Genomic DNA, 21,908 nt, shown 5'->3' with positions numbered 1-21,908 from the left:
GCATGTGTTAAGCACGCCGCCAGCGTTCGTCCTGAGCCAGGATCAAACTCTCCAACAATGTCTTAGAGTAAATCCTGCCCCGAAATAAACGAGGCACCCCAGCAATCCCAAAAGAAAGCCGAGGCATGTAATTCATCAAGATGAGTTTACCACTCACCATCATCGGCACGCTGTTGAGTTCTCAAAGAACACACCCACACCATCACCCACAACCCCAATTTCAGGGCCGCGAACTCCGGGGAGTCACTCTTTCGTCTTCCGTTCTTGCGATGTTTCAAACTCTAGCAGGCCCGATTTCCGGCCGTTTCAGGGGGGGTCGGTTCAGCGTTTCCGCTTCCCAGCCACACCCACAGGCGAAACATCCGCCACCGGCCTGCCGTTTAGAGTTGATTCATCAGGTCGCTCACTCTACCAGTCACCTGGAAGCCCGTTTCGCAACCCCCGCCGCACCCGGCCCGATTCGTTTTCGGCCCGTTCCGTGCTGGCAGAAAGAAATCTACAGGACGCCCACAGGGCCCTGAACACCACCCCCCTCTTAATGCGAAATCGCAGGTCACGGGGGATGAACGCCGGGTGTCGCCCGTTCGACCGGTCCTCACACCTTCGGGGCGATCTCGCCGGATCGCGACCGCGATCCGGGTCCGCCGCCCTCTTCCCCACGAGATCGGGCCGATCCGTCGCCGACCACCCCGTCCTGGAGAAGACATGACCGCCGCTGCCCCGCCACTCGATTCCCGTCCGGCCGAGATCTCGGCGCTCCCGAGTTCCGGACCTCATTCGCCCGGCCCGTCGCGCACCGAGCTCGCCAACCCCGCGGGCGCGCCCGCCGATCGCAGTTCCGGGGCGCTCGCGAGCAGGCTCGGCGGACCGGTGGTGGACGTACTGCTCGGGCGGCGGCCGTTGAGCCAGATCAAATCCCGGCTCTCCCCCGCCGTGCACGCCCTGTTCACATCCACGTCGGTGCGCGAGATCCTCGGCGACTCCCGGACCAGGCTCACCTCGCTGCACGCGTGCGCGGTCCGATCGGATCTCGTCGAGGGCTGTGCGGTCCTCGCTTCCCGCGGCCGCGCCCGTGCGGTCGTGCTGCGCTGGGAGCGGGGTGGGGCGGGATGGCTGTGCACCTTCCTGGCCGTCGTCTGACCTCCGGGCCGGAACGCGACGGCGCCCCGCACTCGACGAGGAGTGCGGGGCGCCGCGGTGGTGCTGCGCGCGGAACGTCAGTTCCGCTTGTTCTTCTTGGCCTCTTCCCGGGCCGCGGCACGGCGCTCGCGCCGAGTACCGCCGTTGGCGTCCTCACCGCCGCCGTGCTCGGTGCTGGTGCGCACCTCGCCCGACTCGCTGGGGCCGGAGTAGTTCAGCCGCGGACGCTGCTGCGGCGCGCCGAAGCCCTGCCCGCCGAACGCGTTCTGCGTGCCGTCGCCACCGACCGTGCCACCACCGAGCTGGCTCATCGCGGGCCCGGCGGCCCTGGCGCGCTTCGACCGCGGCTGCGCGGCCTCACCGGTCGACTGGGCGGCGGCCTGCGGTGCGCGCTGCTCGCGCGGGATCGCGGGCTGCACGTCCGTCGGGAAGTCGGACCCGTCGGAACGACTCACCGAAACCGGCACCGACGGCTCCTCCGTGACGGGTTCCGGTTCGGCGGCCTCCACCTGCACGTTGAACAAGAAGCTGATCGACTCCTCCTTCAACGCCTCCAGCATCGCGTGGAACATGTCGAAGCCTTCCCGCCGGTACTCCACCAGCGGGTCGCGCTGCGCCATCGCACGCAGGCCGATGCCTTCCTTGAGGTAGTCCATCTCGTAGAGGTGCTCGCGCCACTTGCGGTCCAGCACGCTCAGCACGACCCGGCGCTCCAGCTCCCGGGTGGCGCCGGCGCCGACCTTGCCGTCGACCTCGGCCTCGCGCCGGTCGTAGGCGTCCCAGGCGTCGTTGAGGACCGATTCCTGGAGCAGCTCCTTGCTGACGTCCTCCTCGGACTCGACCAGCTCCTCCCAGTCCAGCCGGACCGGGTACAGCGCCTTCAGCGCCGTCCAGAGCTTCTCGAAGTCCCAGTCCTCGGCGTAGCCCTCGGCGGTGGCGCCGTTGACGTAGGCCGCGGTCACGTCCTTGATCATGTGGCGGACCTGCTCGCGGAGGTCCTCGCCCTCCAGCACCCGGCGGCGCTCGGCGTAGATCACCGTGCGCTGCTGGTTCATGACCTCGTCGTACTTGAGGACGTTCTTGCGGATCTCCATGTTCTGCTGCTCGACCTGGGTCTGAGCGCTGCGGATGGCCTTGGTGACCATGCCGTTCTCGATCGGCACGTCGTCCGGCACCTTGAGCCGGGTCATGACCGTCTCGACCATGGCCGCGTTGAACCGGCGCATCAGCTCGTCACCGAGCGACAGGTAGAAGCGCGATTCACCGGGGTCGCCCTGGCGGCCGGAACGACCGCGGAGCTGGTTGTCGATGCGGCGGGACTCGTGCCGCTCGGTGCCCAGCACGTACAGGCCGCCCGCGGCGCGGACCTCTTCGGCCTCGGCCTTCACCTGGGCCTTGACCCGCTCGACGACACCGGGCCACTCCGCCTCGTACTGCTCGCGGTGCTGCACCGGGTCCAGTCCGTGGCGCCGCAGCTCGGCGTCGGCGATGTGGTCGACGTTGCCGCCGAGCACGATGTCGGTACCGCGGCCGGCCATGTTCGTGGCGACCGTGACCGCACCCTTGCGCCCCGCCTCGGCGACGATGCCCGCCTCCGACTCGTGGTGCTTGGCGTTGAGCACGCTGTGCGGCACGCCCTTCTTCGTCAGCAGCTTCGCCAGGTGCTCGGAGCGCTCGACGCTGGTGGTGCCGACCAGCACCGGCTGCCCGGTGCGGTGCTTCTCCTCGATGTCCTCGGCGACGGCCTCGAACTTGGCGGCTTCGCTCTTGTAGACCAGGTCGGGCTGGTCCTTGCGGGCCATCGGCTCGTTCGTCGGGATGCTGACGACGCCGAGCTTGTAGGTGCCCTGGAACTCGGCGGCCTCCGTCTGGGCCGTACCGGTCATGCCGGCCAGCTTCTCGTAGAGGCGGAAGTAGTTCTGCAGCGTGATCGTGGCCAGCGTCTGGTTCTCGGCCTTGATCTCGACGCCTTCCTTGGCCTCGATCGCCTGGTGCATGCCCTCGTTGTAGCGGCGACCGTGCAGGATGCGGCCGGTGAACTCGTCGACGATGGTGACTTCGCCGTCGCGGACGATGTAGTCCTTGTCGCGCTTGTAGAGCTCCTTGGCCTTGAGCGCGTTGTTCAGGTAGCCGACCAGCGGGGTGTTCGCCGCCTCGTAGAGGTTCTCGATCCCGAGCTGGTCCTCGATGATCGTGACGCCGTCCTCGGTGACGCCGACGGTGCGCTTGCGCTCGTCGACCTCGTAGTGGACGTCCTTCTGCAGCATCGGCGAGAGCCGCGCGAACTCCTGGTACCACCGCGAGGACTGGTCCGCGGGGCCGGAGATGATCAGCGGCGTGCGGGCCTCGTCGATGAGGATCGAGTCGACCTCGTCGACGATGGAGAAGAAGTGCCCGCGCTGCACGCAGTCGGACAGGCTCCACGCCATGTTGTCGCGCAGGTAGTCGAAGCCGAACTCGTTGTTCGTGCCGTAGGTGATGTCCGCTTCGTAGGCGGCGCGGCGCTGCTCCGGGGTCATGTCGGCGGTGATCGCGCCGACCTCGAGCCCGAGGAAGCGGTGCACGCGGCCCATCCAGTCGGAGTCGCGCTTGGCGAGGTAGTCGTTGACGGTGACGACGTGGACGCCCTTGCCCGCGATGGCGTTCAGGTACGCGGGCAGAACGCAGGTCAGGGTCTTGCCCTCACCGGTGCGCATCTCGGCGATCTGGCCGAGGTGCAGGGCCGCGCCACCCATGAGCTGGACGTCGTAGTGCCGCTGACCGAGGGTGCGGTGCGCGCCCTCGCGTGCCACCGTGAACGCCTCGGGCAGCAGTTCGTCCAGGGTCTCGCCGTCGTTGTAGCGGCGCTTGAACTCGTCGGTCTTGGCCCGCAGTTCTGCGTCGGAGAGCGCGAGCACTTCGTCTTCGAGCTCGTTGATGTGCTTCGCGATGGCGCGGAGGCGCTTGAGCGTCTTGCCCTCGCCGGCGCGGAGCAGTCGGGACAGGACCATCCGGTCGACCTCACTAGCTGATCGTGATGCGCCCGTCAAGGACGCCTTGTGGTCATCGTATTAGAGCCGGGACGCCCGGTGGGCGATTCCCGAGGAGCGATCGGTCGGTGCCGGGCCCCGGACGGCGACCGTCCCCCGCGCACACGGTACGCGGGGGACGGTCGGCGGGGTCGGGCGCTGGCGCAGACTCGCCGGACGCCCGGTCGATCAGCGGGTCAGGCTGCCAGCCGGATCACCCCGTAGTCGAATCCGCGGCGCCGGTACACCACGCTCGCGCAACCGGTGTCGGCGTCGGAGAACAGGTAGAAGTCGTGGCCGACCAGTTCCATCTCGTAGAGGGCTTGGTCGACGGTCATGGGAACCGCGGTGTGCTCCTTCTCCCGGGCGATCCGTCCCGGCTCGTAGCCGTCGTCGGAGCCGCCGCGCGGCTGGGGAACCCCGCGTCCGGTGCCGGTCGCGCCGGTGCCCGCGGGGAGGTCGATGTCCACGTCGGCGTCCACTGCGTCCTCCGCGGGGGCTTCGAGCAGTCCGACGGCGCTGGTCGCGCCCGCCGCTGCGACGGTCTTGGAGGTGTTCGCCGAGGTCGCCTCGGCGACGGAGGTGGACTTGTGCCTGCCGTAGTGGACCTTTCTACGGTCGTGCATGCGGCGGAGCCGGTTCTCCAGCTTGCTCGTCGCCGAGTCGAGCGCGGCGTAGAAATCCCCTGCGCACGCTTCGGCCCGCACTGCGGGGCCGCGGCTCTTCAGGGTGATCTCGACGCGCTGGCAGCTCTTCGCCTGTCGCGGATTGCGTTCGTGGAAGAGCTCCACGTCCGCCCGAATGGTCTTCCTGTCGTAGCGTTCCAGCCGGGTCAGCTTCTCGGCGATGTGCTCCCGGTAGTGCTCGGGAACCTCAACGTTGCGACCCTTGACGACGATGTCCATTCACGACCTCCGTTCCTCGCGTACATCCCGTGGACGTGTCCGCACGGAGGCGCCGGTGCAGCGGTGTTCTCAGCTCGCTTCCGGCGCCAGGGACATGGGGTTCTCACTCCTTCCCGAAAGCCCGGGTACGACTGAATGCAGGCACGTTAGCTAACTTCGCCAACGGGAAACAGCCCCCGAGATGGGCGACGTCAAGCCGCCACCGAGCGTGATGTGCGGGGCTGAGCGGGCGACGCGCGAGGCTCGCGCAGCGCGTTTCCACGGCGTGTCCCACCCCACAGGTCTCACTCGTTCGGGGGAAGCAAGATCGACTGGCGATCACGTGCCGCAACGGGCGCGTGTCGCGGTCCGCGCCGGTCGAGAGGACCGCCACCGGATTCTGCCGACTGCTCATACCCCCTGAACGAACGAAGGCCCCGGTGGAGTTCCACCCGGATGTCGGGCCGTCGGACAACGCACGATCGGGTCAACCTGCGGTCGCGGCCAGCACCAGCACCGCCGTGACGGGGATGCCGTGGCCGGCGAGCGCGCCCACCGAGCTCGCAATCGTGGCGCCGGTGGTGAGCACGTCGTCGATCAGCAGCACCGGGGCGGCGGCGGGAGGTGCGCGGTCCGGCCGCACGGCGGCGCGGTCCGCCAGGTCGCGCAGCCGTTCGTGCGGGCTGCGGCCGACCGAGTCGCGGGTGCCCGGGCCGGTGGTCAGGCAGTCGGCGACGGTCGCGGCGGTGCCGTCCGCGGCGAGCGCGGCGGCGGTCCGGCGCGCGACCCGGGCCATGTGGGCGCCGCCCCTGCGGCGGGAGGTGATCGGCCGGGACGGGGCGGGCACCAGGTGCCAGCGCGCTGCCTCGGACGCCTGGGCCAGGTCGGCTGACGGCGGATCAGCAGACAGCGAGTCAGCGGACGGAGAGTCAGCGGACAGCGGGTCAGCAGACGACGGATCAGCAGACGGCAGACCGGCTGACGGCAGACCGGCTGCCGGCGGATCGGCCCGGACCGCGGCGGACGCGAGTTCCGGTTCCCACCCGGTGATCCCGCGGAGGCCCTCGGCGAGCGCGCGGCCGAAGGGTTCGGCGAGGTCGCGGCGTCCGGCGACCTTGTAGTCGATGATGGCGCGTCGCACCGGGCCGCGGTACCGGCCGAGCGCGAACACCGGGGGCAGCACGACGCGATCGCCCGGCGGCGCGGGCAGTGCCCGCACCACCCTGCGCAGCCCGCCCAGCTCCCGCCCGCAACCCGCGCACCACCCGGTGCCGGGCCGCGCGCACCCCGCGCACCGCAACGGCAGCACCAGATCCACCAGCCCGCCCACCGCGGCGGCGACGCCCCCGCCGACCCTCCCCCACGCTCCCGGCATGCCCCGGATCCTGCGCCCTCCCCCGATCCGACACACCGGCGCGAGTCGGCCGGACCGGCGCGAGTCGGCCGGACCGGCGGATCTCGTCAGCGGGGAAGCGCCGAGTAGTGACCGGCCGAGCGACCGGGCCGCCCGACGGGTGCTCGGCCGCCTTCTCGCGAGGACGGCGTCGTCGGGGCGGAGCCGGGCGAGAACGATCCCGCGGCGAGCACGCCGCCGAGGTCCGGCCCCGCGCAGCGCAGGGGGCCGAGTCAGCACCGGGAAGAGCGGCACCAGCCGGGCATCGCCCGAGGAAGCGGGGAAATCAGCCGGGGGAAGCGGCGCCACCCGGGGAAGAACGGCACCACCCGGGAACGCGCGGCGTCACCCGGGGAAGAACGGCATCACCCGGGAAAGAGGGGCGTCAGCCGGGGAAGAGCGGGATCGAGTTACCGCCTATCTGACCTGGTAGCAGGCTCCACACCGCCTTCGGCTCCCCCGCCTCCCACAGCCAGCTCTGGTCGGCGACGACGACGCGCTTGCCGGGTCCGACGGTGACCGCGTTGATCGGCTGGGTGAGGTTCGCGGAGGCGTACCCGGTCCACTTGAACCCGTCGACGGAGACCTCCATGACCGGCGAGGACCCGTCGGTGGTGGCGACGAGGGACCGGTCGGTGAGCCAGTCGACGTGGGTGACGTCGAAGCCGCGGTCGGCGCCGAGGACCACGGGGTTGCGCAGCGCGACGCGGCCGTCCTCGTCGACGACGCCTGCGACGACGAGGTTGCCGTCGACGACGCCGACGGCCCGGGTCCCGTCGTGCGAGAGCCGCAGTTCCTTGATCTCGCGGCCTGCGGCGAATTCGGCGACGTCGACGGGCCGGACGGTCCAGGTGCCGTTCTCGTCGATCGCGCGGAACACGTCGCGGCCGTTGACGACGGTCCACACCTCGTTGTCGTCGCGCCAGCTCGGCCGGGACATGAAGCTGCCGGTGAGCGGGACGCCGGGCAGTTCCGAGGAGGCGTAGGCGCCGATCCGCAGGTCGACCTGCCCGGTGGGGTTGCGGGTGACGGCGGCGAGCCTGCTGCCGTCGATGGACTGCGCGGCTTGGAGCACTTCGAGCGCGCCGGAGCCCGCGGGTCCGGGGATGGGCCGCGTGTTCTCGTCGAGCACGTGCAGCCGTTCGCCGATGATGACGAGCCCGGGGGTGCCGGGGCGCAGCGCGTTGTCGCTCTCGTGGGAGGCGACGTCGGCGGGTTGCAGGTCCGGCTTGTCGGGCAGCAGCGCGACACCGTCCTCCTGGAGGCGGACGCGGGCCTTGCTGACGCTCTGCAGGGACAGCACGACTTGCGCGGCGATCATGCGGCGGGCTTCGAGGTCGGGTTCACCGAGTTCGCCGAGGTTGACGACCAGCGCCCCGTCGTCGGCTTCGGTGGCGTTGGTCTTCAGGTTCGCGCCGGTCGGGAGCCTGCTGGCCATCGCCTTCTTGAAGCCTTCGGACGGGCCGCCGATGAGCAGTTCGACGACGCGCCGCGGGAGCGTGCTGTCCGGCTGCGATCCGATCCACCGCAGGTCGGGGACGACGCCGGTGCCGTCGTGGTCGGCGAAGTAGATCGGCACCGGCATGAAGTCGTTCTCGAAGGAGGTGCGGCTGATGACCATGTCGGACGGGGGCGCGGTGATCAGCCACCGCCCGTCGCGGCCGCGCTGCACGGGGACGCGCACTTCGAAGGACCCGGTTTCGGGCACGAAGGAGGAGTCGGCGCGCAGCCGTCCGACGCGGTCGGCTTGCAGGCTGACGACGCGGTCCCCCTCGGGCTGGCCGGGGGCGGGCGGCACCGGGATGGTGTCGATGTTGTCGACGATGAGCACGGAGCTGGCCGGTTCCCAGCGCCGTTCGGCTTCCGGGGTGAGGTGGCTGCGGGCGAAGGCGAAGCCGGTCTCCCTGGTGGAGCCGGAGTCGACGAAGCTGCGCACGATGTCGACGGCGTCGGTGGCGCGCGGCGGTTCGGGCGCGGTGGTGCGGGAGACGCCGTGGTCGACGAGCGGCGGCACGGCCATCGGGTCGGATCGTTCCGGGATGGAGGCGCAGGCGGCGAGCGGCAGCACCGCCAGGGCGAGCACGACGAGCCTGCGACTGATCATCTCGGGTCCTCCCTGCCTCGGCGGGCGGTCTGGTCGCCGCGCTCGTGCTCGGCCTTGGCCTGGTCGACTCGGGCTTGAGCGTCTCCGGCCCGGTCGGAACGGGCCTGTTCGAGGCGTGCCCGGTCGGCGCGGGCCCGGTCCAGCCGAAGGTGGTCGGCGCGGGCCGCGGGCTCGACCGGTTCGGACAGCCGGGCCGGTCCGGTATCGCGGACGGCGGGTTCCCCGTCGGGTTCGCCGTCGGCATGCGCGTCGACGGTGCGGGCGAGCAGCGCGCCGGGGGCGGCGATGCGCCGTCCGGACGGCAGCGCCAGCGGGCTCTCGGTGAAGTCGCGGCCGGGTTCGCGGGGCAGGGTGAGCCGGAAGCAGGAGCCGGAGCCCGGTTCTCCCCACGCGTCGAGCAGGCCGCCGTGCAGTCGGGCGTCCTCGGAGCTGATGGACAGGCCGAGCCCGGTGCCGCCGGTGCGCCGGTTGCGGGACGGGTCGGCGCGCCAGAACCGGGTGAACACGAGTTCCGCTTCTCCGGGGCGGAGGCCGACGCCGTAGTCGCGGACGCTGACCGCGACGGCGTCCTGCCCCGCGCCGAACCGCACTTCGACGGGCCCGCCCTCGGCGTGGTCGATGGCGTTGGCGATGAGGTTGCGCACGATCCGTTCGACGCGGCGCGCGTCGGCGACGAGGTCGAGGTCGACGGCGGGCACTTCGACCCGCAGCGGGACGCCGCTGGTCTCGGCGATGCCGCGGACCGAGTCGACGGCGCGCTGCACGATGGCGGGCAGGTCGAGCGGTTCGGCGGCGAGTTCGGCGACGCCCGCGTCGAGCCGGGAGATCTCCAGCAGGTCGGCGAGCAGCGATTCGAACCGGTCGAGTTCGTCGACGAGGAGTTCGGTGGAGCGGGCCAGCCCGGGCGGGAACTGCTCGCGGGAGGCGTGCAGCACGTCGGCGGCCATCCGCACGGTGGTGAGCGGGGTGCGCAGTTCGTGCGAGACGTCGGAGGTGAAGCGGCGTTGCAGCTGCCCGAACTCCTCCAGCTGCTTGATCTGCTGCCGGAGGCTGTCGGCCATCTCGTTGAAGGATTCGGCGAGCCGGGCCACGTCGTCCTCGCCGATCACCCGCATCCGCTGGTCGAGGTCGCCGTCGGCGAGCCGCGCGGCGTTCTCGGCGGCCTGCCGCACCGGGCGCACCACTTGGCGGGTGACGAGGTTGGTGATGGCGCCGAGCAGCACCACCAGCACGAGCCCGCCGACGAGCAGCGTGCTCTGCACGACGTTGAGGGTGTCCTTCTCGGAGGTCAGCGGGAACAGCAGGTAGGCCTGCAGGGACCGGGTGGAGCTGTCCACCGGGGTGCCGACGACGAGCATGGTCACCGGTTCGGGGCCGCGCTGCACGGTGGTGATCTGCTTGGCGAGCTCGCCTTGCTCGACGAACCGGCGCAGTTCCTTCGGCACGTCGTCGATGGGGCCCGCGGAGGGCTGCGCTTCGGATTCGGCGTCGGAGCCGTCGACGAGCACCGGGTCGAAGGCGCCCGCGGAGGCCTCGGTGCTGGGCCGTCCCGAGTTGGGCGTGGTGAGCCGGTTGAGCGCTTGTTCGAGCTGCTGGGAGACGTCGTCGGAGTTGGGGTCGACGGCGGTCAGCTCGCGTTCCAGCACGGGCAGGCTGTAGCGCACCTGCGAGATCGCGGCGTCTTCCTTCGCGGTCATCAGCTGGTAGGTGATCTGCGTCTGCAGCACCATCCCGAGCACGCAGATGACCACGGAGGACAGCGCGAGGGTGCTGACGACGACCCGCAGCTGCATGGACCGGCGCCACACGCGTTCGAAGCGCTGCCAGCGCTCGCGGACCTCGACGCGGGCGCGCGACAGCCACCGGTGCGGCACACCGCCCCGGCTCGCCCACCCGCTCAACGCGCCGGTCTCCGGATCACGGGGGGCCGGCCTTGTACCCGACGCCGCGGACCGTCAGCACCACCTCGGGCCGTTCCGGGTCGCGCTCCACCTTGGACCGCAGCCGCTGCACGTGGACGTTGACCAGGCGGGTGTCGGCGGCGTGCCGGTAGCCCCAGACCTGTTCGAGCAGCACTTCGCGGGTGAACACCTGGCGCGGTTTGCGGGCCAGCGCGACCAGCAGGTCGAACTCGAGGGGCGTGAGCGCGATGGGCACGCCGTCGCGGGTGACCTCGTGGCCGGGGACGTCGATGCTGAGGTCGCCGATGGCGAGGACCTCGGCGGGTTCGGCGTCGGTGCGGCGCAGCCGGGCGCGCAGCCGGGCGACGAGCTCCTTCGGCTTGAAGGGCTTGACGACGTAGTCGTCGGCGCCGGATTCGAGTCCGAGCACCACGTCGACGGTGTCGCTCTTCGCGGTGAGCATGACGATGGGCACCACGGATTCGGTGCGGATCGCCTTGCACACGTCGATGCCGTTCATGCCGGGCAGCATGAGGTCGAGCAGCACCAGGTCGGGTTTCAGTTCGCGCAGCGCGGGCATGGCCTTGGTGCCGTCGCTGACCACGGCTGTCTCGAAACCTTCGCCCCGCAGGACGATGGTCAGCATTTCGGCCAGGGCCGGATCGTCGTCCACCACGAGCACGCGCGCCTTCATGCCCCACATGGTTGCACTTCTCACTCCCGGGTCGTGCAGCACCCGCCGATCGTCACCGCAGGTCGTCGCGCCTGCACCGAACGCGGATCGAGGTGTACCGCCGAACGGGGGAGTCGATCGGCGGCGCGTGCGGCGCGGAGCGCGGTGCAGGTCAGCCGGTGATGCGGGCGGCGATCGCCTCGTGGTCGGGGCGGGCGGAGCCGTCGACGACCAGCCACGGCGACCACCAGCCGGCGGCGGCGAGCCGCGCGTAGAGCTCGCCGCAGCGCTGCTGCAGCGAGGAGTCCGCTTCGAACCGGTCGCGGCGGCGGGTCTCGGTGCGTTCGCGGTGCTCGGCGCGCCCGGCGGCCACGTCGGCGGGCACCTGCAGCAGCAGTTGCAGGTCGGGGCGTGGCAGGCCGAACCGGTCGGCTTCGAGTTCCCGCACCCAGCGCACGAAGTCGCCGTCGACGTCCTGGTGCAGCCGGGCGGCACCGTAGGCGGCGTTGGAGGCGACGTAGCGGTCCAGCAGCACCACGTCGTGCGCGGCGAGGTCGGCGCGCAGGTCGTCGGCGGCGCCGCGCCGGTCCAGCGCGTACAGCACGGCCATGCCGTACACCGATCCGCCGAGGTCGCCGTGCTCGCCGTGCAGCGCTTCGGCGACGAGTTCGGCGTGCACGTCGGCGGTGTAGCGGGGGAAGGCGGCGTGCGCGACGCTGCTGCCGCGTTCCCGCAGCCGCGCGGTGAGCCCGTCGACGAGCGTGCGCTTGCCCGCGCCGTCCAGTCCTTCGATCACGATCAGCCGCCCCACGGCGGCGACGATACGCAGCCGAGGGCCGCGGACCGCCATTAGGGTTGACCTGGCGCGAAAACCGTCCACCTCGAATCCGGTGCCGCAGAATCGATCACCGTGGCGCTCGACGAGGACTACCGCAGCTTCCGCGATCACCTGTCCACTTCGGAGTGGGCCGACCTGCTGCGCATCGGCGGACCGTTCCGCTTCCGCCCCGGGGCGACGCTGCTCAACGAGGGCGAGGACGGCGATCACGTGTTCGTGCTGACCGCGGGGCTGTGCCGGGTGGTGGGCGCGCGGGCGGACCACGGCCAGTCGCTGCTGGCGCTGCGCGCCGCGGGCGACACCATCGGCGAGCAGTCCGGCATCGACAAGCGGCCGCGGTCGGCGAGCGTGCACGCGGTGGTGGAGTGCCGCGGGCAGCGGCTGCGCGGCCCCGAGTTCACCGCGTTCATCCGCCGCCGCAGGCTCGACGCCCAGTTGACCAGCTACTTGAGCATGAAGCTGCGCTCGAACGGCTCCATGATCTCGGAGCTGTCGCGCTCCTCGGCGCGGTCGAAGGTGGCGTGGCTGCTGCACCGGTTGACCGCGACCACCGGGCAGGACGACTTCGTGCCGCTGCCGCAACGGGATCTGGCGGATCTGCTGGGCCTGGCGCGGAGTTCGGTGGCGGCGAGCCTCGCCGAGTTCCGCGCGCTGGGCCTGCTGCGGACCGAGCAGGGCGGGGTGCACGTGCTCGACCCGGCCGCGTTGCTGGACGAAATCCACCGATCCCGATAGACGTGATCGCGGTCACCCGGCGCGGTGTCCGGAATCGGACCCCGCGCTCCGCGCACCCGCCCGATGCTGATCTCAGCACCGGCCCGCGGGTGCCCCCGCTCCAGGAAGGACCCGACATGCCACCCAGTCCGAACACCCGGCGCAGCAGCCAGCTCCCGCCGTACCGCGCGGTGCTCGCCGTGGACACCAAGGGCTTCAGCGAGAGCCCCAGCGCGCACCAGGAACGGCTCAGCCAGGACATCCCGGACCTGCTGGAACGCGCGCTGGAGCAGTGCGGCCTGGCCCGGCTGTGGCAGACGAAGGTGTTCCCCCACTCCACCGGCGACGGCTACTACTTCGGCGTCGACGCCATGGACACCCCGTTCCTGGTGGACCCGTTCCTCGACGAGCTCAACGAGGTGCTCGACGAGCACGACGAGGTCGTCCGCGCCCGCGACCGCGCGCTCAAGCTCCGGCTGCGCGTCAGCATCCACCTCGGGCCGGTCCCGGAGAGCGGTCTGTCCACCTCGATGAACGAGACGCACCGGCTGCTCGACGCCGAACCGGTGCGCCACATCCTCACCGGCTCCGATCCGGACGTCACCTACGTCGCCGCGATCCTGTCCCAGCGCGTGTTCACCGACGTCGTCGAAGGCGGCTACATCAAGAAGCGCGCCTCCCAGTTCGCCGCGAACGCCGTCAAGGTCAAGAACTTCGAAGCCCACGCCTTCCTGTACACCCCGAAGAGCTCGGTGAACCGGGACCTGTTGGACGGGGTCGACGCCTGGCCCGTCGACCGCGACCGGCTCGAGCAGGAGCAGGACCGGGTGCGCGGTTCGGAGCGCCGGGAGGCCGGGGACGAGGGCGGACGCGGGCAGTCGGTGCACGTGCAGAACAACTTCTCCGGCGAGAGCAGCGGCTCGGTGCTGCAGATCGGGCAGGCCCGGGACGTCAGCGGCCTGCGCAACGGGTCCTGAACACCCGCTCCGGAACACCGGCCCGGAGCGCGGGTGGAGCAGCCGCGGAGGGGTCGGCTGCTCCATCCGGCGGCCGCCGTTCACCCCCGGGGCGGGGTGGGCGGCGGCCGCTGCTCGCGCGACACGCCTGCGGCTCACCCGGACGTGCCCGGTTGCGTGCGCGCGCAAGCCCTGCACGCTCCGCTGACCTGGAATTTCGATCGAGCAACGGCGAACCGGGGACAGGCCCGGGCGAAGGCCGTCACAATCGAGTGGCCGAGGGCTCGCCACGAGTCGATCTGCGGTGGACAATCACGGGCAAGTGATCAACACCCGATGGCCAGGAGGCACAAGTGCAGATACCGGGGCCCGACACCCGCGTGGTCGAGCTGCGGGTGCACGGCATCCTCGGGACCACCGGGGACGCGCTCACCGACTCCGTGGCCTCGGTCGACGTGGCGGGTGACGGGGTGGGCCGCATCGTGCGCCCCGCCGACCGGCTGCGCCGTCCCGTGCCGGGCCCGATGCTCACCGCGGGCGACCGCACCGTCCCCCGGATCGTCGAGGGCTACGTGTGGGGCGGCATGACCTCCGGCGGCTGGGCGAAGGCCAGCTGGGCGCTGATGTTCCCGTTCGCGCTGAGCAACGTGGCGCACTGGATGCTGCCGCCGCCGCGGTCCGGCGACGCCGTCGGGGCCGTGCTGTCCCGGTTGCTGCGGGCGCTGCTGCGGGTGGGGGCGCTGCTGCTGACGATGCTGTTCGTCGCGCAGCTGGCCGTGGTGCTGCTGGACCTGCTCGCCGCGCAGTGCCTGCGCCCCGGTTCGCCGTGCCTGGACTCGGTGCCGGAGTCGCTGCGCGCCGTGCCCGCGGTGCGCGCGATGCCCGCGATGCTGCTGCTCGGGCTGGTGGTGCTGCTGATGCACCGGCTGTCCAGCGTGTCCTGGAAGGTCTCCGGTTCGTGGCGCACGTTCGGCGGGCGCACCGAGTCCTCGCCGCATTCGGCGCGAGCTCCGCTGCTGCCGGGCGCGAACGTCGTCGCCGATCCGGACACGCCCGCGCTGCGCGCGCTCCACGTGGTGGGGGCGCTGGCGGTGATCGCGGTGCTCGCGCTGGGCGGGCCGCTGACGCCGAGCCCCGATCCGCGCTGGATGCTGGCGGAACTGCTGCTGGTGCTCTCGGTGGGCGGGACGTTGCTGCTGGACGATCCGAGCGGCATGGGTTCCGGCCCGGTCGCCGCGGTGGTGCGCGGGCTGCTGAGCCGCACCGCCCGCCGCGTCGTGATCGCCACCGCCGCGGTGCTGCTGCTGGCGGTGGCGGTGTTGCCGGGTCCGCTGAACGCACCGCTGCCGGGCTCCGGGGCGACGGTGGACGCGATCACCGTGGGACTGCTGCTGACCTGCCTGGCGGTGGCGGCGCTGCTGGTGCCGGCCGCGCTGCTGGCCCGGCCCGGCTGGTCGTCGGTGCCGCGCGAGCTGCGCCCGTGGGCGGGCGGCTGGATGGCGGCGCCGATGCTGATGCTGGCGTGCATGCTCGGCGCCGGTTTCGGCGCCGGCCTCGCGCTGAGCCTCCGGCAGGCGCTGGGCGGTCCGGAGCGGCTTCGGCTGCCGGACGCCTACGACGACGTGGCGCTGTTCTGGGGCAGCGCGGCGGTGCTGCTGCTGGTCGGCGGCCTCGGACTGGGCTGCTGGATGCTGGTCCGCCGCTGGTTGCCGAGCGGGGTCGAGGACGTGCCCGAGCAGGTGTCGCTGCTGCACGCGGGCAGGCAGCAGGACCAGCGCAACGCGGCCGGTTCGTGGCGGACCGCGGACGTGCAGCGGCGCTACTCGCACCACGTGCTGCTGCTGGTGGCGGCGGTGCTGACGGCGAGCGCGGTGCTGGCGGTGGGCTTGCGGGCGTGGGGCTTCCCGCGCACCGAGTGGGCGGACTGGCTGCGCGCGCTGGGCGTGCTGGCGCTGGGCCTGCTCGCGGCGGGGCTGCTGCGGATGGTGCAGCTGGCGGCGAAGGAGCGGACCGCCGGGCGCTACCTGGGCATCCTGTGCGATCTCACGTTGTTCTGGCCGCGGGAGGCGCACCCGGTGGTGCCGCCGTGCTACGCGCTGAAGGTGGTGCCGGAGCTGGCGGCGCGCGCCGCCGAGCACCTCGCCGAGCCGGACACCCGGGTGGTGCTCGTCGGGCACAGCCAGGGCAGCCTGCTGGCCGCCGTGGCGACCGCGCGGCTGCTGGAGACGTTGCCGGAGGCCGATCGGGAGCGGGTCGGGCTGGTGACCGCGGGTTCCCAGCTGCAGTGGGCGTATCCGCGGGCGTTCCCCGGGGTGGTGCCGCACGGGTCGCTGCGCGATCTGGCGGGGTCGCTCAACGGGCGCTGGCGGTCGCTGTGCCGCGGCACCGATCCGCTCGGTGGCGCGGTGACCACCTGGAACCGGCAGGTGTTCGACGGGATGCTGATCGGCGTCGGGCTGCGCCCGGACGGGACGCAGGGCCCGCTGCCGCCCGCGACGCGGGGGCCGACGGGCGCGCTGGTCCTCGGCGGGGACCACTGGCTGCCGGACCCGCAGCGCGGGCCGTTCTCGTTCCGCCGCTGGGTGCCCGGCGTGCTCGGGCACACGGACTACAGCGGGGACCCGGAGTGGGATCGCGCGGTCGCGATGGCGGCCGGGCTGGAGATCCCGGTGCGGGGCGCCACGTTGCCGCTGCGCACGCCGACCGCGGTGGCGCAGCAGACCGCTGATCCGCTGGGCGCCCTGACCGAACCGCGGCGCACCGAACCGGAGCCCACCGCCGACGCCGAGCTCGGCGAGGACGAGTCGGCATCCGTGTCGGACCTGCTGGGCTGGGACCCGGACGAGGTGGCGGGCACCGGCGAGGCCGGGGCGGCCGAGACCGCCGCGAACGACGGGAAGCCTTCCCGCTCCGCGCTCCCCGAGCTCACCGACCCGCGCGGCCGAGCAGCCCCCTGGGAACGGGGCAACGCCCTCCGAGCCGCAGACCGCTGACACCGAAACCGAACCGCAAGCCATACCACCGTCCTGCCAGCGGCGAAGCCGCTGAGCAGCGACCACCCAGACCACCCGCGGGTTCTCAGCGGGATTCTCGCGAGGACAGCGTTTTCGCCTGTGGCGGAGCCACCGGTGAAAACGATCCCGCAGCGAGAAGACCGCTGAGGTTCCGCCACCCACCCCGCTCGCAACACGACCCCGTCACTCCCGATCCAGGGCAGCCTGAAGACCGGAGAGCCAGGTCAGGTGGTTGCTGATCGCGGTCCTGCCCTCCGCGGTCAGCCGGAACCAGGTCCGCGGCCTGCGCCCGACGGAGCCCTTGCGCACTTCGAGGTGGCCGGCTTCTTCGAGGGCCCGGCTGTGCTTGGAGAGGACGGAGTCGCTGACGCCCAGCATGTCGCGCGCGGTCGCGAAGTCGACCCACTCGGCGCCTTGCAGCAGGGCGCACAGCGCCAACCGGGGCCCGGTCTCGAAGAGGGGCTGGCGCCCTTCGCCTTCCTGGTGCGCACCCGTCACGGCCAGACCCGGCCTTCTTCGATGTCGCGCCGCATCGCCGCCCGGGTCTTCACCTGCGCCACGAAGACCGCGATCGCCACGACGGGCAGCACCAGCAGGGCGATCCCCTGCTGCTCGAACCTGACCAGCACTGCGATGACGCCGAAGCCGACCACGGTGATGGCGAGCGCGGCCAGCCAGATCGGCCGGGCGCCGGGGTAGGACCCGATGCGCTTGGGCAGGTAGACGCCGGATCGGCGGCGCTGGGCGGCGGAGAAGGCGGCCGAGCCGAGGGCGATCGCCGCGAGCCCCCACGACAGGTAGGCGCTGTAGTCCGTGCCCAGCAGGTCCATCCAGATCGGCAGTCCGGCCATCGCGACGAGCGCGACGCCGAAGATCACCCAGTAGGCCGTGGGGAACCCGGCGTGGCCGGCGAGGCGGCGGCGCGCGTCGGCGACCTGGTCGAGCTGGCCGAGCTGGTCACGTCCGGAGGCGTTCGATTCATTTTCCATATGGAAAGTGTACGCACATCGGCAAGTAGATGCCAAGCGTGCAGTCCACGCGGTCCGCGGCGCGAAAAAAGCGGGCCCGCTCCCCCGGAGGGGAACGGGCCCGCTGCGCGCGAGCGCAGGATCAGACGGAGCCGCCCGCGGCGATGTCCCGCTGCTGCTGCCCGAGCCGCGAGTGCTTGCGGCTGTACAGGAAGTACACCACCACGCCCGCGATCATCCAGACGACGAACCGCACCCAGGTCAGCGCGGTCAGGTTCAGCATCAGCCACACGCAGGCGATGATCGCCAGGATCGGGATCAGCGGCACCAGCGGCGCCCGGAAACCACGCGGCAGGTCCGGCCGCGACCGGCGCAGGATGATCACGCCGGCGGACACCAGGATGAACGCGAACAGGGTGCCGACGTTGACCATCTCCTCCAGCTTGTCCGCCGGGAAGAACGCCGCGGCCAGCGCCACGATGCCGCCGACGATCAGCGTCGCCCGCACCGGGGTTCCGTGCTCGTCGTGGGTCTTGGCCAGCCCGCGCGGCAGCAGCCCGTCGCGGGACATGGCGAACAGGATGCGCACCTGGCCGAGGAACATGACCATGACGACGGTGGTGAGGCCGGCGAGCGCGCCGACCGTGATGACCCCGGCGGCCCAGGTGACTCCGTTGAGCTGGAATGCGGTGGCCAGGGTGGCCTTCTCGCCGTCCACGGTGGCCAGCTGCTTGAAGTTGACCATGCCGGTCACCACGACGGCGACGGCCACGTACAGCACGGTGACGATGGCCAGCGAGCCGAAGATGCCGCGCGGCGCGTCGCGCTGCGGGTTGCGGGTCTCCTCCGCGGTGGTGGCGACGACGTCGAAGCCGATGAACGCGAAGAACACCAGCGAGGCACCGGCGAGCAGGCCGAAGACGCCGAAGCTGCTCGTCTCACCGCCCAGCAGCAGCGACAGCAGCGACTGGTCCAGCTTGGACGCATCCTCCGCACCGGCCTCGGCCGGCGGGATGAACGGCGTGTAGTTCGCGGTGTTGATGTAGGAGAGGCCGATCACGACGACCAGCAGCACCACGAACACCTTGATCGCGCTGATCACGAGGCTGACCCGCGCCGAGAGCTTGGTGCCCAGCGCGAGCACCGCGGTGAGCCCGGCGATCAGCAGCAGCGCGCCCCAGTCGAACTGCAGCGGCCCGAGCTCGAACTTCGTCGGCACCCCGTTGATGCCGATGAGCTGCAGCACCTGCTGCAGGTAGCTGGACCAGCCCTTGCTGACGGCCGCGGCGGCGACCGCGAACTCCAGGATCAGGTCCCAGCCGATGATCCAGGCGACGAACTCGCCGAACGTCGCGTACGAATAGGTGTACGCGCTGCCCGCGACCGGCACGGTCGAGGCGAACTCCGCGTAGCAGACCGCGGCGAGCCCGCAGGCGATCGCCGCGATGACGAAGGACAGCGATACGGACGGGCCGGTCACGTCCCCCGCGGTGGAGGCGGCGAGCGTGAAGATCCCCGCGCCGATGACGACCGAGACGCCGAAGACCATCAGGTCCCAGGCACCGAGGTTCTTTCGGAGCTTCGTGTCCGGCTCATCGGTGTCTTTGATCGATTGCTCGACCGTCTTCGTTCGCCACAGCCCGGTCCCTGGCACTGTCGCCCTCCTCTTCCAACCCGAATGGTGGAACGCACCCTAGCGGGGGAGTGTTGCACCGGATTAGCTAGGAAACAGTGTGGGGGTCGGGATTCGTTAATGCTCTGTGACCGCCCCGTCCACCCGGAGGACAAGTTGATCCGCCAAATGCTCCGAGGCGATCACCGTCCGCACACAGCAGGGGTGTCACTGCAGGTAGACCGCCGCCCGGCGGGACAATTTCCCGGTTATCCGCAGATCATCGGGAAAGCCCCCGCGAACGGTGCAAGATCTGCGGTGAATCAGTCCCGCGGCGAGTCGATCGACGGTTCCGAGTCGGTCTCGGAAGGCGAGTCGGCGACCGGTTCCGAGACCGCGCCCCGATCCCGATCCGCGCTCCGATCCCCGCTCCGGTCCAGGTCCGGTTCGAGGTAGATCAGCCGCGCCGCGGGCACCTTCGCCCGCACCCGCGCCTCGGCGGCGTCGATCTCCGCGGCGACCGCGGCGACGTCCAGCGACGGCTCCAGGTCGATCTTCGCGGCGATCAGCAGCTCGTCCGGGCCGAGGTACTGGGTGCGGATGTGGATGACCCGCCGCACCCGGCCGCCGCGCAGCTCGCCGACGACCTCGTCCAGCACCGACCGGTCGGCGCCCTCCCCGATCAGCAGGCTCTTCGTCTCCACGATCAAGATCACCGCGATCACGCCGAGCAGCAGCCCGATGCCGACCGTGCCGATCCCGTCGAACATCGGGTTCCCGGTGAGCACCGCCAGCCCCACCCCGCCGAGCGCGAGCACCAGGCCCAGCAGCGCGCCCGCGTCCTCCAGCAGCACCACCGGCAGCTCCGGGGTCTTGGCCTGCCGGATGAACTGCCACCAGCTCAGCCCGCCCTTGATCCCGCGGGACTCCTTGATCGCGGTGGTGAAGCTGTAGGACTCCAGCGCGATCGCCAGCAGCAGGATCACCACCGCCACCAGCGGCGAGCTCAACGGCTCCGGGTGCTGGATCTTGTGCACGCCCTCGTACAGCGCGAACACCGACCCGAGGCTGAACAGCAGCAGCGCCACGACGAACGAGTAGAAGTAGCGGTCCCGCCCGTAGCCGAACGGGTGCTCCGCGGTCGGCCGGCGCACCGAGGTCTTCTTCCCCAGCAGCAGCAACCCCTGGTTCGAGGTGTCCGCCACCGAGTGCACCGACTCGGCCAGCATCGACGAGGACCCGGTGAACAGGAATCCGCCGAACTTGGCCACCGCGATGCCCGCGTTCGCGGCCAACGCCGCCAGGATCGCCTTGGTACCGCCACCTGCTGACACGCGTGCTCCCGAGCTCGATTCCCTGCGTTCCGCGGGAAACCTACCGCCGCGATCGCCCGGACGGAGCAGGTATGTCGGGATTGCGCCTGCTAAGTGCCCGCGGCGGCGCGGAACACCTGCGCCGTCCCGTCCGGGCACACCGGGCTCGCCAGCACCGCCGGGTCGGAGGCCGCCAGCCACACCGACTGGCCCTTCCTCAGCTCCAGCTCGGCCGGTTCCGCGCCGGGGCGCTGCGCGGTCAGCCGCAGCGCGCCCTTCGTGCACAGCAGGATCTGCGGACCGTCCGAGTCCAGCAGCACCGCCGTCGAGTTCGCCGGGGACCAGTCCACCCTGGACAGCCGGAACTCCTCGGCGGGCGTCTGGTAGACGGTGCGGTTCCCGTCCAGCGACTCGCCCTTGTGCACCCGCATGTCCCCGCAGGTGAAGTCCAGCACCCGCAGCAGCTCCGGCACGTCCACGTGCTTCGGGGTGAGCCCGCAGCGCAGGATGTTGTCCGAGTTCGCCAGGATCTCCACGCCGGTGCCCTGCAGGTAGGCGTGCAGGTTGCCCGCGGGCAGGTAGATCGCCTCGCCGGGCTGCAGCACCAGCCGGTTCAGCAGCAGGCTCGCCAGCACGCCCGCGTCGTTCGGGTACGCCTCCCCCAGCTCCAGCACCGTGCGGCACTCCAGCGCGAACTCGCCGTGCTCGCGCACGTGCCGCACGCAGGCGTCGAGCAGTTCCGGCAGCAGCCCGCGCAAGTAGTGCTCGGGCAGCGTGATCCACGTGGTGAACAGCGCCCGCAGCCCGTCGGGGTCCGGCTGCGCCGCCAGCAGCGCGGTGTGCGGGCGCAGCGTCGGCACGTCCAGCTCGCCCAGCAGCCGCACCGTGCGGTGCGCCTCCCGGAACCCGGCGAGCGCGTGGAACTCGGTGAGCGCGCAGACCAGCTCCGGCTTCGCCGTGGGGTCCGGGTAGTTCCGGTTCGGCGCGTTGCGCGGGATGCCGGCCCGCTCCTCCCGCTCGAAGCCCTCGGCGGCCTGCTCCGCGGACGGGTGGGCCTGCAGGCTCAGCGGCTCGTTCGCGGCGAGCACCTTGAGCAGGAACGGCAGCCTGCTGCCCCACCGGCCGGTGCACACCTCACCGAGGTGGTGCGCCGGGTCCGCGTCGAGCAGGTCCAGCAGCGACTCCTCGCTGCCGTCCGGGCGCACCAGCTTCGACGAGTCGCCCGGGTGCGCACCCATCCACAGTTCGGCCTCGGGGTGCGGAGTGGGAACGGGCCGCCCGAGCAGATCTGCGATGGCGGTACGCGAGCCCCACGCGTAGGGGCGCACCGCGTTCCGCAGTAACTCCACAGTCCTTCTCGCTCTCTTCACCGCCGGTCGGGCACGCGTCC

The 21,908-nt window shown here is 71.4% G+C and carries 16 protein-coding genes; 4 read left to right on the top strand and 12 right to left on the bottom strand.

Going from position 1 to position 21,908, the window contains the following annotated elements; genetic code table 11:
- Positions 1-705: 705 nt before the first annotated feature.
- Positions 706-1,140, top strand: a complete 435-nt coding sequence (locus tag AC29IT_RS25945) for an Rv3235 family protein (protein ID WP_488220410.1) — start codon at positions 706-708, stop codon at positions 1,138-1,140.
- A 77-nt stretch (positions 1,141-1,217) separates the two neighbouring features.
- On the opposite strand, the gene secA is transcribed toward AC29IT_RS25945, so the two are convergent.
- The 7 genes from secA to AC29IT_RS25910 all read right to left on the bottom strand — a co-directional run bounded on the left by secA (position 1,218) and on the right by AC29IT_RS25910 (position 11,914).
- Entirely contained in the window at positions 1,218-4,130 is a 2,913-nt protein-coding gene (gene secA / locus AC29IT_RS25940; RefSeq protein WP_488220409.1) for a preprotein translocase subunit SecA, read from the bottom strand.
- Positions 4,131-4,345: 215 nt separating this feature from the next.
- A complete protein-coding gene (gene hpf, locus AC29IT_RS25935; RefSeq protein ID WP_488220408.1) occupies positions 4,346-5,053 on the bottom strand; it encodes a ribosome hibernation-promoting factor, HPF/YfiA family in 708 nt (235 codons plus the stop codon).
- A 466-nt stretch (positions 5,054-5,519) separates the two neighbouring features.
- Positions 5,520-6,407: a ComF family protein gene (locus tag AC29IT_RS25930; RefSeq protein ID WP_488220407.1), complete on the bottom strand. Its 888-nt coding sequence runs from the start codon at positions 6,405-6,407 to the stop codon at positions 5,520-5,522.
- Positions 6,408-6,810: 403 nt separating this feature from the next.
- Positions 6,811-8,529, bottom strand: a complete 1,719-nt coding sequence (locus tag AC29IT_RS25925; RefSeq protein WP_488220406.1) for an LpqB family beta-propeller domain-containing protein — start codon at positions 8,527-8,529, stop codon at positions 6,811-6,813.
- Positions 8,526-10,430 carry an MtrAB system histidine kinase MtrB gene (gene mtrB / locus AC29IT_RS25920; RefSeq protein ID WP_488220405.1) on the bottom strand — a complete coding sequence of 635 codons (1,905 nt, stop codon included), beginning with the start codon at positions 10,428-10,430 and terminating at the stop codon, positions 8,526-8,528. The genes AC29IT_RS25925 and mtrB overlap by 4 nt, the downstream gene beginning before the upstream one ends.
- A 16-nt stretch (positions 10,431-10,446) precedes the next feature.
- The gene (gene mtrA / locus AC29IT_RS25915) at positions 10,447-11,124 is read right to left on the bottom strand and encodes an MtrAB system response regulator MtrA (protein WP_224959260.1); all 678 of its coding nucleotides are present in this window, start codon (positions 11,122-11,124) and stop codon (positions 10,447-10,449) included.
- 151 nt (positions 11,125-11,275) lie between these two features.
- The gene (locus tag AC29IT_RS25910; RefSeq protein ID WP_488220404.1) at positions 11,276-11,914 is read right to left on the bottom strand and encodes a dTMP kinase; all 639 of its coding nucleotides are present in this window, start codon (positions 11,912-11,914) and stop codon (positions 11,276-11,278) included.
- A gap of 99 nt (positions 11,915-12,013) precedes the next feature.
- Here AC29IT_RS25910 and AC29IT_RS25905 point away from each other — a divergent pair, with 99 nt between their 5' ends.
- The 3 genes from AC29IT_RS25905 to AC29IT_RS25895 all read left to right on the top strand — a co-directional run bounded on the left by AC29IT_RS25905 (position 12,014) and on the right by AC29IT_RS25895 (position 16,604).
- Positions 12,014-12,676: a Crp/Fnr family transcriptional regulator gene (locus AC29IT_RS25905; protein WP_358443210.1), complete on the top strand. Its 663-nt coding sequence runs from the start codon at positions 12,014-12,016 to the stop codon at positions 12,674-12,676.
- A gap of 116 nt (positions 12,677-12,792) precedes the next feature.
- The gene (locus AC29IT_RS25900) at positions 12,793-13,632 is read left to right on the top strand and encodes a hypothetical protein (protein WP_488220403.1); all 840 of its coding nucleotides are present in this window, start codon (positions 12,793-12,795) and stop codon (positions 13,630-13,632) included.
- 332 nt (positions 13,633-13,964) lie between these two features.
- Positions 13,965-16,604, top strand: coding sequence for a hypothetical protein (locus AC29IT_RS25895; RefSeq protein WP_488220402.1), 2,640 nt, complete (start codon positions 13,965-13,967; stop codon positions 16,602-16,604).
- Between the two features lie 204 nt (positions 16,605-16,808).
- Here the strand turns inward: AC29IT_RS25895 and AC29IT_RS25890 are convergent, their stop codons facing one another.
- From AC29IT_RS25890 to manA, 5 genes are all read right to left on the bottom strand, one after another.
- Complete coding sequence (locus tag AC29IT_RS25890) at positions 16,809-17,123, bottom strand: winged helix-turn-helix domain-containing protein (RefSeq protein WP_358443218.1); 315 nt, start codon at positions 17,121-17,123, stop codon at positions 16,809-16,811.
- A complete protein-coding gene (locus AC29IT_RS25885) occupies positions 17,120-17,614 on the bottom strand; it encodes a hypothetical protein (RefSeq protein WP_488220401.1) in 495 nt (164 codons plus the stop codon). The genes AC29IT_RS25890 and AC29IT_RS25885 overlap by 4 nt, the downstream gene beginning before the upstream one ends.
- Before the next feature lie 121 nt (positions 17,615-17,735).
- Complete coding sequence (locus tag AC29IT_RS25880) at positions 17,736-19,247, bottom strand: amino acid permease (protein WP_358443223.1); 1,512 nt, start codon at positions 19,245-19,247, stop codon at positions 17,736-17,738.
- A 281-nt stretch (positions 19,248-19,528) separates the two neighbouring features.
- Positions 19,529-20,539 (bottom strand): cation diffusion facilitator family transporter, encoded by a 1,011-nt coding sequence (locus tag AC29IT_RS25875; protein ID WP_488220400.1) that lies wholly within the window; start codon positions 20,537-20,539, stop codon positions 19,529-19,531.
- Between the two features lie 89 nt (positions 20,540-20,628).
- The gene (manA, locus tag AC29IT_RS25870; protein WP_358443228.1) at positions 20,629-21,867 is read right to left on the bottom strand and encodes a mannose-6-phosphate isomerase, class I; all 1,239 of its coding nucleotides are present in this window, start codon (positions 21,865-21,867) and stop codon (positions 20,629-20,631) included.
- Positions 21,868-21,908 lie beyond the last annotated feature (41 nt).

This window comes from Saccharopolyspora sp. MMCC62, assembly GCF_057736575.1.
The sequence above is the reverse complement of the archived record's forward strand: the minus strand, read 5'-3'. Positions and strand labels throughout refer to the sequence as shown.

Excerpts from the sequence above, each read along its gene's own strand:
- AC29IT_RS25945 (WP_488220410.1), top strand. The coding sequence starts at position 706 with ATGACCGCCGCTGCCCCGCCACTCGATTCCCGTCCGGCCGAGATCTCG.
- secA (WP_488220409.1), bottom strand. The coding sequence starts at position 4,130 with ATGGTCCTGTCCCGACTGCTCCGCGCCGGCGAGGGCAAGACGCTCAAG.
- hpf (WP_488220408.1), bottom strand. The coding sequence starts at position 5,053 with ATGGACATCGTCGTCAAGGGTCGCAACGTTGAGGTTCCCGAGCACTAC.
- AC29IT_RS25930 (WP_488220407.1), bottom strand. The coding sequence starts at position 6,407 with ATGCCGGGAGCGTGGGGGAGGGTCGGCGGGGGCGTCGCCGCCGCGGTG.
- AC29IT_RS25925 (WP_488220406.1), bottom strand. The coding sequence starts at position 8,529 with ATGATCAGTCGCAGGCTCGTCGTGCTCGCCCTGGCGGTGCTGCCGCTC.
- mtrA (WP_224959260.1), bottom strand. The coding sequence starts at position 11,124 with ATGAAGGCGCGCGTGCTCGTGGTGGACGACGATCCGGCCCTGGCCGAA.
- AC29IT_RS25900 (WP_488220403.1), top strand. The coding sequence starts at position 12,793 with ATGCCACCCAGTCCGAACACCCGGCGCAGCAGCCAGCTCCCGCCGTAC.
- AC29IT_RS25885 (WP_488220401.1), bottom strand. The coding sequence starts at position 17,614 with ATGGAAAATGAATCGAACGCCTCCGGACGTGACCAGCTCGGCCAGCTC.